Origin of the sequence: Paludibaculum fermentans (genome assembly GCF_051172195.1) — a bacterium.
Taxonomy (GTDB): Bacteria; Acidobacteriota; Terriglobia; order Bryobacterales; family Bryobacteraceae; genus Paludibaculum; species Paludibaculum fermentans_A.
In genome coordinates this window covers 2,818,447-2,836,525 of record NZ_JBPJAQ010000001.1, presented here as the reverse complement: position 1 = coordinate 2,836,525, position 18,079 = coordinate 2,818,447, and the positions used below count along the sequence as shown (strand labels likewise).

Below are 18,079 nucleotides of genomic sequence, written 5' to 3'. Positions count from 1 at the left end.
GTGGCAATAGCCCGGCGCGATTATATCAACTGTGCCCACCGCAAAATGCCCGCCCTCCAGCCCACCCGGCTGACAACTCCAAGGAGCATCAGATCCCAAAACCGCGCAATAGCGGCCAGAATCCCGCACGATCCTGCCGCGGATTGATCGAACCTACTTGACACCCATCACTCCCCCGCAATACAGTAGCCCCCCAAGGAGGGCCAACCGAAGGGTCTGGACATGAGCAATCTTAGTACGCTTGATTTGACTCGCTGTGCCATCATCGCCGCCAAAGCAGCGCGGCTGCTGGCAGGAGTTCAATTCCATGCTGCGGCCCAGCCTGGTCGTCCAGCGTCTGCCTCGACAGGTCCCGTCGCTGGCCTCAATGGTGGTATGTTACTCAACATCGGCGGAGAGGCTGGCTGGCTGAAGGATTTTGACCGGTAGTCGCGATGGCGTCCGTCATTGCGTGCAATTCCAATCCTATGCGTGCTCTGGCACCCCGTTTGTTGGCCGAGATGAGGAGATGGCACTGATGCGAAGACACCCTGTTTGGATCCTGGGACTAGTGGGCTGCGGGCTGCTCTGGGGCGCCGACTGGCCCACGGACGGCGGCAACCCACAGCGTACGGCATGGCAGAAGGACGAGAAGATTCTCACAAAGGACAACGTGAAGAATCTGAAGGTCCTGTGGAAACTGAAGCTCGACAATGTGCCGCAGGAGATGCACTCTCTCTTCGCGCCAATGGTCGTCGAGAACGTACCCACCTCCAGTGGCCCTAAAGAGATCGGCATCGTCGGCGGCATCTCCGACAATATTTACGCGGTCGACCTCAAGACCGGCAAACTACTCTGGAAGAAGCATTTTGAGTACTCTGAACCGGAACGACGCGGCCGCCCCGGTGATCCGCTGTGCCCGCCCGGCATGACCGCGGCGCCAACGGTGGGTCCGGCCGGCGCCAACGGAGCCCGCACGCTCTATGCCCTCGCCGGCGACGGCAAGCTGCATTCACTGAACGTCGGCGACGGAGAGGAAGTCGCGCAGCCCTTCCCCTTCGGCTACCCCAACGGCAAGCACTACTCCCTGAACCTGTGGAACGACATTATCTTCACGTCCACCTCGCAGGGCTGCGCGGGTAATCCCAATCAAATGTGGGCCGTCAACCTGAAGGACCCTGACCACAAGGTGATGGTTGCCCACCCGAAAAGCGGGGGCCTCTGGGGCCGCAGCGGCGTCGCCATCGACTCCACTGGCACCGCTTGGGCGCCCACCGGCGACGGCCGGTACGACGCCGCCAACGAGGTCTATGGAAACGGTCTCATCGGCGCAAAGGTCACAGGCGGCGAACTCAAGATCCGCGATTGGTTTGAGCCATCCAACTGGGTCTGGCTTCAGAAACGCGACCTCGACATGCAGGTCACGCCCGCCATCTTCGACTACAAGGGTCGCGAACTGATGGTCACGGGCAGCAAGGAATGCCGGGTCTATCTTCTGGACACACGTTCCGCCGGCGGCGAAAACCACATGGATCCTATGTTCCGCACCCCGCTGCTGTGCAATGAGGAAGTCGATTTCCAGTCCGCCGGCATCTGGGGCAGCATGGCCAGTTGGCTCGACGACAGCGGCACACGCTGGGCGCTCACCCCCTTCTGGGGCCCCTCCCACCCGAATTTCAAGCCGCCTGTGTCACACGGTCCCGTCGAGCACGGCGCTGTCGTCGCGTTCAAGGTCGAAGACGTCAACGGGAAGCCGCAGTTGAGTCCCGCCTGGATGTCGCGCGATATGGATCAGGCGGAGCCGCCGGTCATCGCCAACGGCATCGTCTTTGCCTATGGCAGTGGAGAGAACACGCGCCAAGCGTACCCCGACAAAGGCCTGGCCGATTACAGCCCCTTGCGCATCAAGGCTTCCACCCACGCCGTCCTCTACGCGCTCGATGGGCAGACCGGCAAGGAGCTTTATAACAGCGGCGACGAGATCTCCTCCTTCGTCCATTTCGGAGCCTTGTCCGTGGCCAATGGCCGGGTCTATCTCGGCTCGTTCGACAGTGTCCTCTACTGCTTCGGTCTACCGGGGAAATAACGCGCCATGCAGCAAATAATGACGATTCCACCCCACAACCTCCGTGCCACGGGAATTCTACGAGGTGATTTCATGAGATCGATGGGCGCACTGGTTCTGACCGCAATGGCGACCGCCGGCATCGCGACGCCGCAAGGCCGTCCGGTCGACTGGCCTTCCGCCGGCGGCGACGCCCGCCGCTCCGGTTGGGAGAAAAGCGACATCCGCATCACCAGGGACAACGTCAAAGACTTCCGGCTCGTCCTGAAACGCAAGATCGATGGGCCAACCGCTGGCGCCAAGGCGCTGACGCCACCTGTCGTCATCGGCCTGCTCATCTCGTACAAGGGCTTCAAGGAACTGGGTTTCGTATACGGCAACTCCGGCGATCTGTGGGCCATTGACCTGGACCTGGACCGCCCGTTCTGGAAGACCAAACTGAATGTATCCGCGCAGGGTGGACCTGAATGCGCCGGCCTTGCCACCATTCCGACCCTGACTCCGCCAGCGGTCTTCGGCCGCCGTCCTGGCGCTCCGCGTCCCGCCGGTGGCGCTGCCGCGACCGCGGCGCCCCGTCCTACCTTGCCCGCTCGCCTGGGCGGCGGCGGCTTCGGCGGCTCCCGCTCCGTGTACGTACTCGCCGGTGACGGCAAACTCCACATGGTCAATTCCTCTGACGGCAGCGACCAGTTCCCTGCCCTCAATTTCCTGCCCGCCAACAGCAAGCCTTCCAGCCTGCTGATGACCGACAACACGGTGTACGCGATGACCACTGGCGGCTGCGGTGGCGTCGCCAACGCGATCTACGCCATCGATCTGGCCCAGGAAGAGCCGTCCGCTGTCTCCTTCCCCCTGGCCGGCACCGACCCCAATGGCACCGGCGGCTTTGCCGTGGGCAACGAGGGAACGGTTTATGTCCAGACGGGTTCCGGGGCATCCGATCCAGCCACCGGCAAGTGGGGCAATGCGCTGCTAGCGCTGAGTTCGAAGAAGGTCGAGCAGAAAGATTACTTCCTCCTTCCCAAATCAACAGCGAGGAAGAACCCGGCCCTCAATGTCACCACCCCCGTGGTCTTCGAGTTCAAAGGGCGCGACGTGATCGCCACCGCCTCGCCGGACGGACGCATTGTCCTGTTGGATTCCAAGTCCCTTGGCGGCGCCGACCACAAAACACCACTCGCCCAGAGCCCCGTCATCGCCTCCTCGCAAGGCGGACTCTTCGGCGGTCTCTCCACCTGGGAAGACGCGGATGGCGTGCGCTGGCTCGCCGCCCCGGTGTGGGGAGCCCTCAACACCGCGCTTAAGCCCGCGAATGCCAACGGTGCGGCGCCCAATGGCTCCATCGTTGCCTTGCGGGTAGAAGAAAAGGACGGCAAGATCGGACTCGTACCTGCCTGGACCTCGCGCGACCTCAAGTCGCCCGTAGCCCCGGTCATCACCGGCGGGGCCGTCTTCGCGCTCTCAACTTCCGGCCAGGCTGTACTCTACGGCCTCGACGCCGCCAGCGGTAAGGAACTCTACTCCACCGGCAATCAGGTTACGGTGCCCGGTAGCCTCACCGGGCTTACCCTGGCGAACGGCCGCGTCTTCTTCACCACTACGGACAACACTGTCTACGGCTTCGGCATCTTCATGGAGATCTGAGGCCGCTTACTGTTCCAGCGTAATCACGCCCCACGGCGAGCCGGTCAGCTTTACCTTCCGGCTCACCGTGCGGGCCGCCAAATCCACAACGGAAAGGTCATTGGACGGCCCATTCGCCGAAAACAGGGTCTTCCCGTCCGGGGAAAGCGCAATCCCCCATGGCCGCTGCCCCACTTCCACCGACGCCTCCACCTTGCGGTTCGCGGCATCCACTACAAAAACCCTCTTCCCCCGGCCTGAACTCACATAGAGCGTCTTCGCGTCCGGCGACAGCAGCACCGCCATCGGTTTCACCACCCCGCGCTCCCCTAACTGCACGCTATCCACAATCTTGTGCTTCACGGCATCCACCAACACAACCGTGCCGTCGTTTTCTGCGTTGACCCACGCCATGGCGCTATCCGGCAGAAATGCGATGGAACGCGGCCGGCGGCCCACCTTGAACGTATCCACCACCTTGTTCGTGGTCGTATCCACTACGGCGATCGTACCCGCCTCTTCCGAAGTGACGAAGACCCACTTGCCGTCCGGGCTGATCCGGACGCCTTCCGGCTCCTCCCCCGTCTGCAGCGTCGCGATCACCTTCTCCGTTTCCAAGTCGACTACCGAAATCCCCGCCACATCCTCGTTGGAGACATACAGGCGCTTACCGTCCTTGCTGATATCGAAGTTCTCCGGGTCAGAGCCGCTGTGCATGACGCGCACCAGTTTGTTCTGCTTCACATCGAACACACCAATGCCGTCCGCGCTCTTGTCGGGCGGCGGCAGAGTGCTCTCGTCCACGCCGGGTCCCGCAATGGGAGAGCCGCTCAGCGCCACGTAAATCGTCTTGCCATCCGGGCTCGCATGAATGCCGCGCGGACGCTTGCCCAGTGGCACGGTCGCCATCACGTTCATCGTGGCCGAATCGATGACGCTCATATCACCCGATGCCTCGTTCGTCACATAGATCCTATAGGCCGACGAAGGCGGCGGGGCAGCGGGTGGCCGCGCACAACCAGCCAGCAGAGCCGTCAAACCGGCCGTGAGCAGCGCACTTTTCCGTGTCGTCACCTCAGTCTCCTTTGAATGTGAACGTGACATTCTGTTGCGACGAAGGGGCCAGCGTCAGCGCCTGCTCCTCCGATCCGAACCGCTCCTGCCAGGCCGCCAGCGTATAGTTGCCCGGAGGCACATTGCGGATTTCAAACGAGCCATCCGCGCCCGTAACCGCGAAATACGGATGCGGCAGCACCCCCACCCAGGCCCGCATCCATCCGTGAACATTGCACTTCACCCGGATCATTACCTCCTCGCGCACAAAGCGGCGCGACAGCGGCGGATCCTCGGGCGCCTGGCTGTGATTCCACTCGTTGTTGACCTTCGCCATTGGATGGATGTTATGCGTCACCGGATCGGAATTGGTTACTTTCAGCGCCTGCCCGGTTTGCATGCCCAACACGCGCGGCTCAAACCAGCAGCCCTTCTGGTTGATCACCACAGGCGCCGTGGGCGGCTCGAAATTTTTGTCTTCCAGCCCTTTTTTCAGGAAGACGAAGACATTGGCCAGGGTGCCGTTTGCATTGACGACGATGTCCTCGGCCAGAACCTTGCCGTCCTTGTGCAGGTGCGCGCACTCCGGTTCCTGGTCCATGTCGATCACACGCCTGGCAGGCTTCTTCCCGCTGAACCGGATGACGCCCTTAATCGTGCCTGCCGTCCCAGTGTCGACGTGGAAGTACACGGGTTTCGCCTTCTCTTGCTTCTGTGCAGGCTGAGGACGGGAGCATCCGCCAAGAACCGCCAGCGCCGCCGCTCCCAGGGCGATACGCCACGCAGGGCTGTGTTTCATGTCTGGTGTTCAGTGTACTCAGTTGGCCGGCGGGCCCGCATCGGATGGCATTTCGCCCGTCAGCGATTCGAGAAACGCCAGCAGGTCTTCGCGCTCTGCCTTGTTCAACCGTAACGGCTTCAGGTCCTTGTCGAGCGCCGGATTCGAGTTGCCCCCGCCGGCATAGTATTCCAGCACGGAGCGCAGTGTCTTCAGGCTGCCATCATGCATGTATGGCGCCGTGATGGCGACGTTGCGCAGCGAGGGGGTCTTCACGGCGCCCCGATCCCGCTCGGCCTTCGTCTCCTGAAACCGGCCCAGATCCGTGAGTACGCCTTCTTCGTTGACGCCCACGCCGATGTTGCGGAACTTGCCGTCGGTAAAGAGCGCGCTCTTTTCGCCGATGGGATGGCACGCGATGCAGTTGCCCTTGCCGGAGTCGCGAAAGATCGCCAGCCCCCGCACTGCCGCAGGCGAAAGAGCAGTTTTGTCACCGCCATACTGGTACCGGTCGAAAGGCGAGTTCCCACTGACCACTGTGCGCTCGAAACTGGCCAATGCCTTCCGCACCTGGTTCATCGTGATAGCGCCCGGGCCGAACGCCTTCTCAAACAGCTTGGGATACTCCGCATCGGCCTGGAGCTTGGCTACCAACACCTCGTACTTCTGATTCATCTCTACCGGATTCGCAATCGGCCCGCCGGCCTGATCCTCCAGCGTCGCGGCCCGCCCATCCCAGAACTGCAGCGAACTGTACGCCGCATTCACCACGGGTGGCGCATTCCGCGTACCTTGCTGGTTGTGGAAACCGGTGGAGAAGCGCCGGCCATCGGTGAACCCCTTCGCGGGATCATGGCAACTGGCGCAGGCAATCGTGTCGTCCGCCGAAAGCCGCCGGTCGTAGTAGAGCTTGCGCCCCAGTGCCACGGTCTCCGCAGTCACCGGATTGTCCGCCGGAGCCGCCACCTCCGGCAACCCCAGCGGGGTCTTCAATTGAATGGCCTGCCCAAGAGGCCGGTCAGAACCCGCCTTCGAACTTTGCCGGCACGAGGCCGCCATCATGGCGAGGAGAACGACAATACAGCACAACAGCTTCATGGATGTGTGGCGGGTGAAGGCTGCCAGGCCCGGGCCAATCGGGTGGCCTCCGCGATCTCGTCCTTAGTCATATGAGCACCCGCGGCGTCACGCAGTTCCGCCAGCGAGTCGGAATCCGGCCCGTGGGTCGCCGAAGTAGCCAGCGAAAGCCACATGTAAGCCTGCACGAGATCCTTGGGTACGCCCTTCCCAAAACGGTAAAGCAACCCGAGGCTCGCCTGTGCCCACGGATCGCCTTGATTCGCCGACAACAGGTACCAGTGATGAGCCTGGACGTAGTCCTTCGTCAGCCCGCCTCGGCCGGCCTCGTAATTCTTGGCCAGGGTGAACTGCGCTTCGGCGTCGCCCTGCGCGGCGCGCACTTTCAAGGGGGCACGTCCCGGCGGCGGACCGTCCTGCCCAACAGCGAGTGTAGTGGCAATCAGGGCCAATAGCAGTAGTCGCATAGGCAATCCCAGCCTCTCCCTCTCATCCCTCGGTTTGATACACAATAAAACTAGCGCATCTGGGCGAGCGCTCTCTACTTCCAGCATACAAGGATGGTGCATGACAGGATCTCAACCAGGCCGCCACACACATTCCAGGTCGATTGTCTGTTTCGCGTTCATTGGCCTGCTCGGCGCACTACCCGTCGAAGCTCAGCAGAAATCGAAACTGCCTGATGGGGCGGGCCGCGCCACCACGGAGAAACTCTGCGGCTCCTGCCACGGGACGAATATCTTCCTCAACCGGCGCGAAAGCCGGGAGGGCTGGAGCGGCATCGTCGAAGACATGATTCAGCGCGGCGCCAAAGGCGACGACGATCAGTGGGGCGAAGTCGTCGACTACCTCACCCAGCACCTCTCCAAAAGCACACCCGTGGCCCGCATCAACGTCAACACCGCCGACGAAAAAGACCTGTCCGCCGGCCTGGGTATCCCCGACGCGCAGGGCGCCGCCATCGTGAAGTACCGCACGGAAAATGGCAAATTCAAGACTGTCGAGGATCTGCTAAAAGTGCCGGGCCTCAAGGTAGCCGCCGTCCAAGCCAGGAAGAGCAGCATCGACTTCTGACTCCAGCGGCCTCTCACTTCGTGAGCGCCAGGCTCTACCGCGCCGGGAAGTTCGGGAATAGGATATAGAGATGCTGAATCTCCACCGCCGTGGTTTCCTCGCCGCGCTCGCCGTTTCCGCGGTCCCGTCCTTCGCCCGCACCTTGAAGACTGTGGGCGTACAGTTGTATACCCTCCGCGCCATTCTGCCGGAGAAGCCGCTCGAAACGCTGAAGGCGTTGGAAGCGATCGGCTATACCGAAGCCGAGGTGATCGGCGGCAGCCTCGACGCGGTCTGGCCCAGCCTGATGCAGACCAAGCTGAAACCGGTCAGCGTGCACCTCGATACGGCACTCTTCACCACCAATCAGGACAAACTGCCGGCAGCCCTGGAAGACGCAAAGAAGCGGGGACTGAAGTTCGCCGTTTGCCCCTACATTGCCCCCAAGGATCGCGGCGGTGTTGATGTCATCAAGAAACTCGGCGAGACGCTGAACAAGGCCGGCGAAACCTGCGCCAAATCCGGCCTGAGCCTCTGCTATCACAACCACGCTTTCGAATTCGAACCCGCTGCCGGTGGCACTCTGCTCGACGTGCTGATGCAAACCACTGATCCCAAATACGTCAGCCTGGAACTCGACATCATGTGGTCGAAGGTCGGCGGGCACGATCCCGTGGAGATCCTCAAGAAATACAACAAACGCATCGCGCTCATGCACCTGAAGAATGTCGCAGCCGGTGTCGGGCCTCAGTTCAACGAAAAGGTCGCCAAGGAAGCCTTCCGGGAAGTCGGCAATGGCTCCATCGACATCCCAGCCGTCCTGAAAGCCGCCTCCGAAGTTGGTGTGAGGCACTATTTCGTCGAGCAGGACCAGACGCCAGGCAATCCTCTGGATTCTCTCAAGCAGAGCTTCGAGTACCTCAAAAAGACCAGCTTCTAGCCCTTACTGTGGCCTGAGTTCAGCAGGTGGGGCCGCTCTCGGGAAGCGGCCCCGCTCCTTCACTGCATTACCGCCAGTGGCCGTTGAACCAGATGTACCCGCCCCGCTTTGGAGCCCAATAACCGGGTACCCAGGCCCCTCGCCCGCGCGGAGGCACCGCCCAGTATCCATTCGTCCAGACGTAGCGCCCGTGGTGCCACTGGTAGTAACCGGGCACCCAGACGTGCCGCCGGCTGGGCTGCACCACCACGACTTCGCGAGGCGGAGGCGGCGGTCCGAAGCGCACAAACACATCCGCCGCGCTCGCCACGCCGCTCGTCAACGCCAGTGCAAATACTCCAATAGCAACGAATCTCTTCATTTTGTCCTCACTTTCGTCCGCATTGGACTCACTGAGGTATTTGCATTTCCGCTGCCAGAACCCGTATCTGCTTGGAAGGAAAGGAATAACGAGGGCACAGCAAGCGGAAGCGGTGGCCGAAAACCACCACCTCTGTTTGAAATTCGGCACCACCGCCCGGCCGGGAGGTTTCGCCATCCTTACAGGCATGTAAGAACTACACGGCGCCTTCGCTACTTGCTCGCCGCCCGAGGCTCGGCCGCACTGCTCCGCAACTATTGGCCTGTGCCGGCTGTCTGCAGCACGCTGAACCGCTTTCCTCCTACCACAATGCTGCCTAGCCGCGGCATCGGCTCCGGATTCGCTTCGAATAGGAAGACGACCTGCTTCTGATCCGCACTTCGTTCCACCCGCACCACCTGCAGCCACGAATCCTGGGATTCTGCGGGCACGAGATCGCTTAAACCGTAGTAGAAGGCAAGCGTGCCAACTCCGCCCAGGCCCGAAACGACAGTCTCTGTGGGCCGCAATGTCACATAGTACGGCTGGATCTCTCCCAGGCCGAACTGCGTGAACCGCACCGGTGTGCCATTGACGAAGATATGGCCCTCTCGCGTGACGGGAGAGGTGTTCGCGGCCACTGTGAATCGCAGATCCCCGCTGTCATTACCGGCAGCCGTAGCAACTTGCAGCCAGGCGGAATCGGAACTGGCCGTCCAGGGACAAGGCGAAGTCGATGCCATGATGGGCATGGAATTGTTCGTGCCGCCCCCGGAAAGGTAGGTGAAGTAGTCGAACTTCGGCAGCACCCGGCAACGGTTGACGGCATTCATCTCCGTCGCCTTTACCCAGGGGCCGGCCACCCCATGGGCGTCCTCCGCTCTCACGGAAAAGGTCAACCCCTCTCCAACGTCCCCTGCAAACAGCAGCGAGAACCAGAAGATCAGATCCGTACCGTTTGGCTGGTAAGTGGATCCCTCCAGCGCACAGGCCCCGGAGAATCCGGTAGACGGCGACTCGGAGTCCCTGTACTCGTTCCCGTCATAGCTCACCTCGACCACCCGGCGCACGGTCGAATAGCGGAAATAGCAGGGGGCAGCCGTAGATCCCTCGCGAGGGAGCACGGAGAGCTGAATGGCTTGCAGGTCGCTCACTCCATTCTGGTCGCGTAGATAAATCAGGAACGGCACAGGCGAGCCAACCGGCAGCTCCGAACCTGGCGGCGAAACCGACAGGACCGCCATTTCGTGCACTGGGCCTCTCTGGTTCACGCGAACAGTATGCCGGCCAACGGAGACCACCCCACTGCGGTCCAGGTTGTCCGTCACCGCAGCGAGATGGACGACCGCCGCTGCCCTTGGCGCACCGCCTTCCGTGGCTTCCTCCTGCGCGGGTGGGATACTCAGCCAGGACCGGCCGCTCGTCACCTGCCAGTCACATCCCTCAGCAACGGCCACCGGCAGGGAGACCACTTGCTCCTCGGCGGAGGCATTGATCTCCAGTCGCTCCGGCACGGCGCATCGCTCGGCGTAGCGAACCGCCACCGAAATGCCATCCTCGCCAATCTCACCCACGGTGATGGTCAGGTCGCTGTGAGGATCCACCCAGGTAGCGCCTGGCATCAGCTCCATTTGCGCATCACTGCCCGCGCCCGAATCCAGCCGTGCCTCGTCCAAGGTGGGCGGCGTCATGTCCAGCAAATTCGTCCAGGTCTCGGTGGCTCCCCCCTCCAGCCGCACCAGCACGCCGTCCATGCCGGAACGGGTCGCGCCGTGTACTGCCGCAACACTCCCTTCACGCCAGCGGCGAAACTCGAGCCAAATCCACTGATCGACCCCCACTCGCCGCCGCACACGCAACGCCCTTACACCCGAGTCATTCCCGAGTGGCGGTATCGTGAATTCACCATCCGCCTCGACACTCACAACATCCGTCCCCGACTCCAGCCACCCCATCTGCGCTTTGTGGCCTGCCGCAAAATCTCCATACCAGGAGTTGCCCATCATCGCCGCGGAATCGCCATACTCCACCGGCATTGCGCGAAAGTTGTCGGCTTCCAGGGAGACTCCCGGAAAACGCAGCAGCCGCGAATGGCCCAGCCCCAGGTTGTGCCCGAATTCGTGCAGCAGCAGGTTTAGCAGGTGATCCAGGCTGGAACCGTAATTCGCCCAGATCCAGGAGGCTCGGACTGTCCCGTCGCTCGATTGCAGCTCGCCGCAGCCCAGCGTGCCCATCCCGCCCCAACTGCAGCCCGCAACGAACGGAAAGACCAGAATGTAACGCTGAAACTGCTGGAAGTTGATGTCCCGGTCCGCGGCCCGGATAGCAGCCGCCTGCATAAGCCCCGACTCGGCGCAGGTGTACGAACGGTCCAGCGTATACGGTCCGAACACTGCCCCGGATAGCGATAGCTTTCCGTAGGACATTTCCCGGTACCAGGTATTCGCCGAGAGTCCATTCTCATCGAACAGCCTGCGCTGGAGATCGCCCGCCGAGGGCAGAGAGCCGCCTGATCCTGGGAACCGCGCCAGAATAACGGCCACCCGTTGAGGTCCGGTGGTCCCACAATCGGCCTCAGCCGCCCCTCGCGCCGTCACCACCGCCCGGCTCACCGCCATCGTGTCGCCCAACCGAACCCCCTCCACCCGGAGGGTGTCGCCGCACTGCAGTTTCGGAGCTGTCGAAGACTGCTGATACGCCGTCACATCATGACCCGCGTGTCGGAACCGGAACGCCGTAGTACTCACCCCGTGCTCAAAGTCATCCGCCACGGAAACTTCCACTGGGCCTTCATACAGGTCGCGCAGCTCCGGCGCAGTGGCTACAGCGGCGGCCGGCGACCGTCGCATCAACTCCTGTAGTTGCCTTTGCTCCAAAGCAGTGCGGTGAGTGACCGTCTGGCCCCGGAGGCAGCACAATACCGAGCAGAAGATCAGCGCGAATTTCAGGCTGTTCATCTTACAGAATTACCGATACCAATATCTGACAAGTTCCTGGATCAGGTCAAAGGGTGTGCGCAATCCGCCACTCACTTTGCTCCGTGCCGAACTCCTTCAGAATGCGCTCAGCCAGCGAGTTACTCCCGCCCCCCAGCACCATCACTCAACCGCCGTCGGCGATCCGGAGAATAGATAAACCAGTCCCTCGGAATACGTCGGATGCGCAAAGATGGAATCTCGTAGGGCCGTATACGGCAGCCCCGCGCTCATCGCCAACTGTACGGTAGCCATCAACTCGCCGGCGCACGAGCCCAGCGCCGTGAAGCCCAGGATCCGGTCATCGCCCCGGCCAACCAGCGCCTTGAGAAACCCATCCGTGTGCCCGGTCGTGCGCGTCCGCAACACGGCCGCCATTGGTAGCTTCAGCAGCCGGTAAGGCGTGCTCGTCCGCCGCGCTTCTGTCTCGCTCAACCCAATCTGCGCCAACTCCGGATCCACGAACAGACACGACGGCACAAGCCGCCCGGTCGTGACTCGATTCCGGCCGGCCAGGGTCTCACGCACCACCCGGTGGTCGTCGAAGGCGATGTGCGTGAAGTGCGGACTCCCGGCGCAATCCCCCACGGCGAACACCCCCTCCGCCGTGGTCCGCAACCGCTCGTCCACCTGGACAAAGCCCGCCTGTGTCAGCACAACCCCCGCCGCCTCCAACCCGATTCCCGCGGTATTCGGATTCCTGCCCGTCGCCACCAGCAAGTGCGTACCACCCACCTGTAACTGGCCCATGCCACCTTCCAGGTGCAATCTCACATCCTCACCCGACCGCCCCTCCACCCTGGTCACCCGGGCATCGGTTACCAGTTCGATCCCCTCGGCCAGGAACGCGCGCGTCACGGCCTCCGCCACATCCTCGTCCGCCCGCGGCAACAGCCGGTGATTGCGGTCAATGATCGTAACTTCACTCCCCAGCCGGCGGAACGCCTGCGCCAACTCCAGCCCGGCGTATCCGCCGCCCAGCACCACAAGTCGCGCCGGTACCACTCCCAGTTCCAGCGCTTCGACGTGCGTCAGCGGGCAACTTTCCCTCAGCCCGGGAATCGGATCGATCGAGGCGCGCGAACCGGTGCTGATCACGACATGCGCACCGGTAAGAACACGGATTCCGCCACCATTCAATGCCACCTCGATCGTTTTGGGCGCCACAAACCGCCCTTCACCTCGAATCAGCTCTGCACCGGTTTGCGCGAACCGTCCCTCGTGCACCTTGATCAATCCCTCGACCATCGCGCGCTTGCGCCCGCGCACGGCCTCCATGTCGACGCCCGGTTGTGCCGGATGCAGCCCAAAGCGGTCCGCCTGACCCGCCAGATGCGCCACGCTCGCCGAATAGATGAAGTTCTTGCTCGGAAGGCACGCAATGTTCGGACACGATCCGCCGATATACCGCCGCTCAATCAAGGCGGTCTTCCTGCCGGAGGCCGCGGCATCCCACGCAATATACTTGCCGGCCTCGCCGCTGCCCAGCACCAGCAGATCGTAGGCTTCCACCTCTGGCTGGATGCTCACCTCGATGCCGCTCCTGAAGTCGAGCCCGCCCGATAGGAAGCATCAGGCTCCGCTAGGGCAAGGGCTGTCTCGACAACCGCCGGGGATTGCCGCCCTCGTGCAAGTAGCCCCACGAGCATCATCGACTGGTTCAAGACCTTCACATTGCTCATATCTGCCTCGACTATAGGCGGGAATCCTCATTTCGTCATGCCACGGCAAGGGTACCCGTCACTACAACTTTTTGACAGGTGGCGCCCCCACCTAAGGTGAATACCCTTCGTTCACCAGACGATTCCTGTTCATTTCCAGCGCCATGGATCCCCTGTATCTCCAACCCCTTCGGGCACAATGGAGGGGATGACGCTGCTCAGCCGGGTCCGGGACTGGTGGACCGAATTCCTCACCGGCCGGGCCTCGTCTCCACGAGCCGTCATCTTCAACAAACTCGGAGTATCCCTCGCCAGCCAATCCGGCAACACCGAACCGCAGCACCACATCGCCTGGAAGAACGTCGGTGCCGTCTTCGCCTACAAACAGGACTGTGCGACTGTCGACCAGATCTGCATCACCTTCGTCGACCTCGGCGGCGAGGTCCGTCTGGCCGTTTCCGAGGATGACGCTGGCTACCAGCAACTGGTGGAGGATCTCCCCAGGCACCTGCCCGGTTGCCTCGCCCCTGCCGACTGGTTCCAGAAGGTGGCATTTCCCGCCTTCGAAACGAACTGGACCGAACTCTACCGCATCCCCTTCGTCTCCTCCCCCGACGGAGCCGTAGTTTCTTCGCTCGGCCGGATGGCCGATTCGGTCGTAATCGCGGAGCTCCAAATGCTCACCAGCCACCTCCAGGCGGCCATCCCGGCCGGACTCAGGGGCAGCCTCCGCTTCTGGGGCGAGTGGTTCGGACGCCCTCACGACACCGTGCACACCCTGGTCTCCTGCGACTTCGAGCAGACGGCCTTGCGCCTTCTGTTCGATCAGGGTGAGACCCTATCGATCTGGTCCCCGAAGGGTTTGACCATCGGCAACTCCGGCTTTCAGATCGCGGACGCCCGGCGCGTGCGCTGGGAATGGTTCGCCTACGGCCAGGCCAAAAGGCGCGAAAACCTCTATCACATGGAGTTCGTCCGCTCCGGAGAGATCATCAGCGCTTCCACCAATGTCGACTGGTACAAACCACTCCTCCGCCCCGACGCAATCGAGTCCGCGGTCGAATTGGTCAACCGCGTGGATTGAAACTGGCCACTCACCGCCGGAAATCTAGTAACGATCGCACACCTGCCGGCACTATACTCCGAGGCTGCCGTACGCCCGCCATTCCAGCGGGCATGCCCATCTTGCTGTGCGCTCAGGAGGGCTCGACCATGCCGAATACCATCCGCTTCTTCCGGGACACCCTAACCATTGATGAGGGCGTACCCGCTTCCCTCCAGGCCAAACCTGGCGATACCCTCGTGCTGGGCGCCAGGCAGGTGACCCTCGTCACCCTGCGGCCGGACTTCAACTACGTCATCGCCGCCGAGCAATTGGCCGTCGTCCCCAATGCCGGAACTTCCCTTGTCGGAGTAGCCGGCAACCCCTCCCCTGCCGTCACCGTCCTCGCCCGCGTCATCACCGGAGCCCCTCTGGCCATCACCGCCGCCGGCCTCGTCGGCGTCGACGGAGCCAATGGCGAGCCGGGGGAAGGTGGCATCATCCATCCCGAAGGCGGCGGCAAACCCGTCCTGCTGCCCGGCGGAGCCGGAGGAGACGGCGAGAATGGCGGCAATGGCGGCCGCGGCGGCAGCATCCTCATCCGCTTCGCTTCGGCCACACCGTCACCCACCGGCACGGCGCCTGGAGGAAAAGGCGGCCGCGGCGGAGTCGGTGGAGCCGGCGGGACCGGTCGCCCGCGCGGCAAACGGGGCAAAAGCGGCAAACCCGGCCGGTCCGGCGGAGTAGGCACCATCAACATCGCCCAAATCACCGCTGAGCAGGCCTGGACCCTCCTCGACTCCGCGTCCGCCCAGGCTTGGGCCGCTTACCGTGCCGAGGTCGCTGGCTTCTTCTTCCGCAAGTTCGATCCCGGCTCCCAGCTCTTCGCGTTCGAAGAGGCGCGGTCAGCGCTCACCATCAATCCCTCTGACCCCGACGCCCTCACCGTTCGCGACCGCATCGCCAACCGTCAGACTCCGTCCGGCCAGGCCCGCGACCTCGACATCGCTCCGGACTTCCAGGCCCTCTCCCAGAACCTGGCCGCCGAAATCGCCGTCGTCCAGAACTCCTTCCAGGCGTATGTCTCGGTCGTCTCCCTCGAAACCATAGCCGAATCCATCCGCGACAGCCTCACGCTGATGGCCACACAATTGGCGAACCGCCGTCTGGAAGCTCAGGCCGATGCCGCCATCGCCCAGCAGGACGTACGCATCGCCCAGGCCGAAGGGGCGAATCTACAGCTCCAGATCAAGGACATAGACAAACAGATCGAGACCATCCGAGAGAACCGCTTCAGCATCACCGGCATCCTCTCCGATGTCGGCTCCATCGCCGCCGTGGTCGCGGGCATGGCTACCGGAGTCGGCGCCATCGTCTCAGTCGCCGGCGGACTCGCCACCCTGCAGCGCGTCACCGACGGCATCGACCTCGTCCAATTCCTGAAGTTCATGAAAGAGAAGCCCGACCCCCATAGCAACACCTCCGAAGACATCGAGGAAGTAAAGAAGCTCGGCGGCGGCTTCAAGGATCTGATCGAAGGCACGAACTCCTTCATCAGCTTCGGCAAAGTCATGGCCGATCTCGAGAACGCCATGTCCCTGCCCGGCCAGGATGCCATCGGTAAACTGCTCAAACAGCAGATCCTGCTCGTCCGCGAAAAGATGGTGGCCGGCCTCCGCGAAAACCAGGCGAAATCCCGGGTCGCCGCGGCGGAATTCCGGGCCAGCAATCTTGCCTCGGAACTGGCGCAGGTCCAGTCGACCCTCGCCCACTGGTCAGCGGATGCAACCGCCCTCAAGGCCGCAACCGACCTCCTCATCCGCTCCGCCCGCGACATCGTCGACATGGTGATGGAAGACGTCTTCCTCGCCCAACGCGCCCGCGAAATCTACCAACTCGACAGCATCGCCGGTCTACGCTTCGACTTCGGCTTCCTCCACCCCGACGTCGACCGCAGCCTGTCACCGGCCACCCGCGCCAGTTCCAGCCTCACCAGCCTGTCCGGCATGGCGATCCAGGTTCTCGCCTGGGATCAGATCTTCCAGCAGCTGAATACGGCCCAGATCGGCTTCGACGTCATCCATCCACAACTCAGCGTCACCATCACCGACGCCGCGAAACTGCAGGCCTTTGCCGGCGGCGCGACGCTGGATTTCAGCCTCGAACTCACGGACATGCCCGACAAAATGTTCGAGCTTAAAGTGAATGCAATGAGCATGGAACTCACCGGAGCCACCTCCGCCCAAAGCGCCAATATCTGGATCACCCATTCCGGCCACTGGACCATGAAACGCCGCACCGACGGGACTACCGCCGAGCTCATCCTGCTGCCCCGCTCCGAACTGTTCGCCTGCAGCCCCGGCGTCGGAACCCTGAAATCAAAGATCCCCGCGAACCCCCAATCCTCATCGGAGCCCGGTCCGCCCTTCTCCTTCTGGGGCCGCGGGGTCGCCACCACTTTTCGACTGCAGGTCTCGTTACCCTCGGTGATCGATCTCTCCCAATTGAGCGCGATCCACCTCACCATTGACTGCATCGGTTACGCAGTCCAGGGTGGCGGCTCGGCCATCCCGATCCATGCCCTGCGGCCCCAGGTGCGGGCAGCCAGGACCCCGGCCCCCATGCTGGCAATCGCCGCGGCAGCGCCTTAGCCGCCCTCGCCTTCCTCGGCGAGAAAGTCCCCCAGAAGGTCCAGGCGGCGTTCCCACAACGACCTGCGATCCCCAAGCCACTTCTGCAGCACCGCAAAGCCCGCCGGCTCAATCCGGCAGGTTCTCACCCGGCCGAGCTTCTCCGTGCGGACCAACCCGCTCTCTTCCAGTACCTGCAGGTGCTGCATCACCGCCGTCAGCGTAATGTCGAGCGGCGTGGCAAGCGACGAAACCGACATCGGACCCGCGCTGAGGCGCTCCACCAGCGCGCGCCGCGTAGGATCGCCCAGCGCGTGGAAAATGCGGTCGATGTCGTCCTTGGAACTGCTCATCTCACTCCGAGCGAAGCCCCCAGGTTGTCCAGCAGCTTCTTCCAGCCGGCCTCGCGCATTGCGGGACCGTCGGCACGTTCAAAGAATGCTCCCTGATGCGTGCAGATCAGATCTGTCCCGCCTTCCGCCGGCACCACTTCAATGGTCACCAGCGAACTGGAAAACCGGTGTTCTCCCATCGCCATGCTCGACGCCGACACGATCCGTCGGTTCGGCACGATGTCCAGGTATCTGCCCTCGCTGATCAGCGGCACCCCGGGAAACGGGCTCTTGTCATTGAACCGGTAGCGCAGCCGCTCCGCGCCGCCCACCCGGAAATCGATCTCGAACTCCTCCACATTATGATGTTCGCCCACGGCAAACCACCGTTTCTTCTTCTCCACATCGGAGAAGGCGGCGAACACCTGTTCAGGCGATTGCGGATACCTTCGCTCAATCACGAAGGTGCTGTGAACCACGGGTTGATCGGCCATACTGTTTCCTTTCTTGCATCCCGGCAACACTGAAGTA

At 62.7% G+C, this 18,079-nt stretch carries 16 protein-coding genes; 7 read left to right on the top strand and 9 right to left on the bottom strand.

Features of this window, described 5'->3' with window-relative positions; genetic code table 11:
• Window positions 1-222 precede the first annotated feature (222 nt).
• From ACR9Y2_RS11605 to ACR9Y2_RS11595, 3 genes are all read left to right on the top strand, one after another.
• The gene (locus tag ACR9Y2_RS11605; protein WP_435041421.1) at window positions 223-429 is read left to right on the top strand and encodes a hypothetical protein; all 207 of its coding nucleotides are present in this window, start codon (window positions 223-225) and stop codon (window positions 427-429) included.
• Between the two features lie 88 nt (window positions 430-517).
• A complete protein-coding gene (locus ACR9Y2_RS11600; protein WP_435041420.1) occupies window positions 518-2,065 on the top strand; it encodes a PQQ-binding-like beta-propeller repeat protein in 1,548 nt (515 codons plus the stop codon).
• A 72-nt stretch (window positions 2,066-2,137) separates the two neighbouring features.
• Window positions 2,138-3,688 (top strand): PQQ-binding-like beta-propeller repeat protein, encoded by a 1,551-nt coding sequence (locus tag ACR9Y2_RS11595; protein WP_435041419.1) that lies wholly within the window; start codon window positions 2,138-2,140, stop codon window positions 3,686-3,688.
• A gap of 6 nt (window positions 3,689-3,694) precedes the next feature.
• Here the strand turns inward: ACR9Y2_RS11595 and ACR9Y2_RS11590 are convergent, their stop codons facing one another.
• The 4 genes from ACR9Y2_RS11590 to ACR9Y2_RS11575 form a co-directional block, all read right to left on the bottom strand.
• The gene (locus ACR9Y2_RS11590) at window positions 3,695-4,741 is read right to left on the bottom strand and encodes a beta-propeller fold lactonase family protein (protein ID WP_435041418.1); all 1,047 of its coding nucleotides are present in this window, start codon (window positions 4,739-4,741) and stop codon (window positions 3,695-3,697) included.
• A 1-nt stretch (window position 4,742) separates the two neighbouring features.
• Window positions 4,743-5,519: a carboxypeptidase regulatory-like domain-containing protein gene (locus ACR9Y2_RS11585; protein ID WP_435041417.1), complete on the bottom strand. Its 777-nt coding sequence runs from the start codon at window positions 5,517-5,519 to the stop codon at window positions 4,743-4,745.
• An 18-nt stretch (window positions 5,520-5,537) separates the two neighbouring features.
• Complete coding sequence (locus ACR9Y2_RS11580; RefSeq protein WP_435041416.1) at window positions 5,538-6,491, bottom strand: cytochrome-c peroxidase; 954 nt, start codon at window positions 6,489-6,491, stop codon at window positions 5,538-5,540.
• A gap of 101 nt (window positions 6,492-6,592) precedes the next feature.
• Complete coding sequence (locus ACR9Y2_RS11575; RefSeq protein ID WP_435041415.1) at window positions 6,593-7,042, bottom strand: tetratricopeptide repeat protein; 450 nt, start codon at window positions 7,040-7,042, stop codon at window positions 6,593-6,595.
• Window positions 7,043-7,142: 100 nt separating this feature from the next.
• On the opposite strand from ACR9Y2_RS11575, the gene ACR9Y2_RS11570 reads away from it, so the two are divergent.
• Both ACR9Y2_RS11570 and ACR9Y2_RS11565 read left to right on the top strand, forming a co-directional pair.
• A complete protein-coding gene (locus tag ACR9Y2_RS11570; RefSeq protein WP_435041414.1) occupies window positions 7,143-7,649 on the top strand; it encodes a ComEA family DNA-binding protein in 507 nt (168 codons plus the stop codon).
• A gap of 70 nt (window positions 7,650-7,719) precedes the next feature.
• Window positions 7,720-8,568 (top strand): sugar phosphate isomerase/epimerase family protein, encoded by an 849-nt coding sequence (locus tag ACR9Y2_RS11565; protein ID WP_435041413.1) that lies wholly within the window; start codon window positions 7,720-7,722, stop codon window positions 8,566-8,568.
• A gap of 67 nt (window positions 8,569-8,635) precedes the next feature.
• On the opposite strand, the gene ACR9Y2_RS11560 is transcribed toward ACR9Y2_RS11565, so the two are convergent.
• The 3 genes from ACR9Y2_RS11560 to ACR9Y2_RS11550 form a co-directional block, all read right to left on the bottom strand.
• Window positions 8,636-8,929 (bottom strand): YXWGXW repeat-containing protein, encoded by a 294-nt coding sequence (locus ACR9Y2_RS11560; RefSeq protein ID WP_435041411.1) that lies wholly within the window; start codon window positions 8,927-8,929, stop codon window positions 8,636-8,638.
• Window positions 8,930-9,183: 254 nt separating this feature from the next.
• Complete coding sequence (locus tag ACR9Y2_RS11555; protein WP_435041410.1) at window positions 9,184-11,757, bottom strand: BACON domain-containing protein; 2,574 nt, start codon at window positions 11,755-11,757, stop codon at window positions 9,184-9,186.
• 249 nt (window positions 11,758-12,006) lie between these two features.
• Window positions 12,007-13,407 (bottom strand): dihydrolipoyl dehydrogenase family protein, encoded by a 1,401-nt coding sequence (locus ACR9Y2_RS11550; protein ID WP_435044858.1) that lies wholly within the window; start codon window positions 13,405-13,407, stop codon window positions 12,007-12,009.
• Window positions 13,408-13,752: 345 nt separating this feature from the next.
• Between ACR9Y2_RS11550 and ACR9Y2_RS11545 the strand changes: the two genes are divergently transcribed.
• Entirely contained in the window at window positions 13,753-14,628 is an 876-nt protein-coding gene (locus tag ACR9Y2_RS11545) for a hypothetical protein (RefSeq protein ID WP_435041408.1), read from the top strand.
• 128 nt (window positions 14,629-14,756) lie between these two features.
• Window positions 14,757-17,237, top strand: coding sequence for a hypothetical protein (locus ACR9Y2_RS11540; RefSeq protein ID WP_435041406.1), 2,481 nt, complete (start codon window positions 14,757-14,759; stop codon window positions 17,235-17,237).
• On the opposite strand, the gene ACR9Y2_RS11535 is transcribed toward ACR9Y2_RS11540, so the two are convergent.
• Together ACR9Y2_RS11535 and ACR9Y2_RS11530 are read right to left on the bottom strand one after the other, a co-directional pair.
• Window positions 17,234-17,569 (bottom strand): ArsR/SmtB family transcription factor, encoded by a 336-nt coding sequence (locus tag ACR9Y2_RS11535; protein WP_435041405.1) that lies wholly within the window; start codon window positions 17,567-17,569, stop codon window positions 17,234-17,236. The genes ACR9Y2_RS11540 and ACR9Y2_RS11535 overlap by 4 nt on opposite strands.
• On the bottom strand, window positions 17,566-18,042 hold the full coding sequence (locus tag ACR9Y2_RS11530; protein WP_435041404.1) for an SRPBCC family protein: 477 nt from the start codon (window positions 18,040-18,042) through the stop codon (window positions 17,566-17,568). Before ACR9Y2_RS11530 ends, ACR9Y2_RS11535 begins: the two co-directional genes overlap by 4 nt.
• Between the last annotated feature and the right edge of the window lie 37 nt (window positions 18,043-18,079).

Bases quoted from the DNA above. Each gene is read 5' to 3' on its own strand.
- ACR9Y2_RS11575 (WP_435041415.1), bottom strand. From the start codon at position 7,042: ATGCGACTACTGCTATTGGCCCTGATTGCCACTACACTCGCTGTTGGG.
- ACR9Y2_RS11555 (WP_435041410.1), bottom strand. From the start codon at position 11,757: ATGCGACGGTCGCCGGCCGCCGCTGTAGCCACTGCGCCGGAGCTGCGC.
- ACR9Y2_RS11560 (WP_435041411.1), bottom strand. From the start codon at position 8,929: ATGAAGAGATTCGTTGCTATTGGAGTATTTGCACTGGCGTTGACGAGC.
- ACR9Y2_RS11545 (WP_435041408.1), top strand. From the start codon at position 13,753: ATGACGCTGCTCAGCCGGGTCCGGGACTGGTGGACCGAATTCCTCACC.
- ACR9Y2_RS11540 (WP_435041406.1), top strand. From the start codon at position 14,757: ATGCCGAATACCATCCGCTTCTTCCGGGACACCCTAACCATTGATGAG.
- ACR9Y2_RS11605 (WP_435041421.1), top strand. From the start codon at position 223: ATGAGCAATCTTAGTACGCTTGATTTGACTCGCTGTGCCATCATCGCC.
- ACR9Y2_RS11600 (WP_435041420.1), top strand. From the start codon at position 518: ATGCGAAGACACCCTGTTTGGATCCTGGGACTAGTGGGCTGCGGGCTG.
- ACR9Y2_RS11535 (WP_435041405.1), bottom strand. From the start codon at position 17,569: ATGAGCAGTTCCAAGGACGACATCGACCGCATTTTCCACGCGCTGGGC.
- ACR9Y2_RS11595 (WP_435041419.1), top strand. From the start codon at position 2,138: ATGAGATCGATGGGCGCACTGGTTCTGACCGCAATGGCGACCGCCGGC.
- ACR9Y2_RS11585 (WP_435041417.1), bottom strand. From the start codon at position 5,519: ATGAAACACAGCCCTGCGTGGCGTATCGCCCTGGGAGCGGCGGCGCTG.
- ACR9Y2_RS11565 (WP_435041413.1), top strand. From the start codon at position 7,720: ATGCTGAATCTCCACCGCCGTGGTTTCCTCGCCGCGCTCGCCGTTTCC.
- ACR9Y2_RS11530 (WP_435041404.1), bottom strand. From the start codon at position 18,042: ATGGCCGATCAACCCGTGGTTCACAGCACCTTCGTGATTGAGCGAAGG.
- ACR9Y2_RS11570 (WP_435041414.1), top strand. From the start codon at position 7,143: ATGACAGGATCTCAACCAGGCCGCCACACACATTCCAGGTCGATTGTC.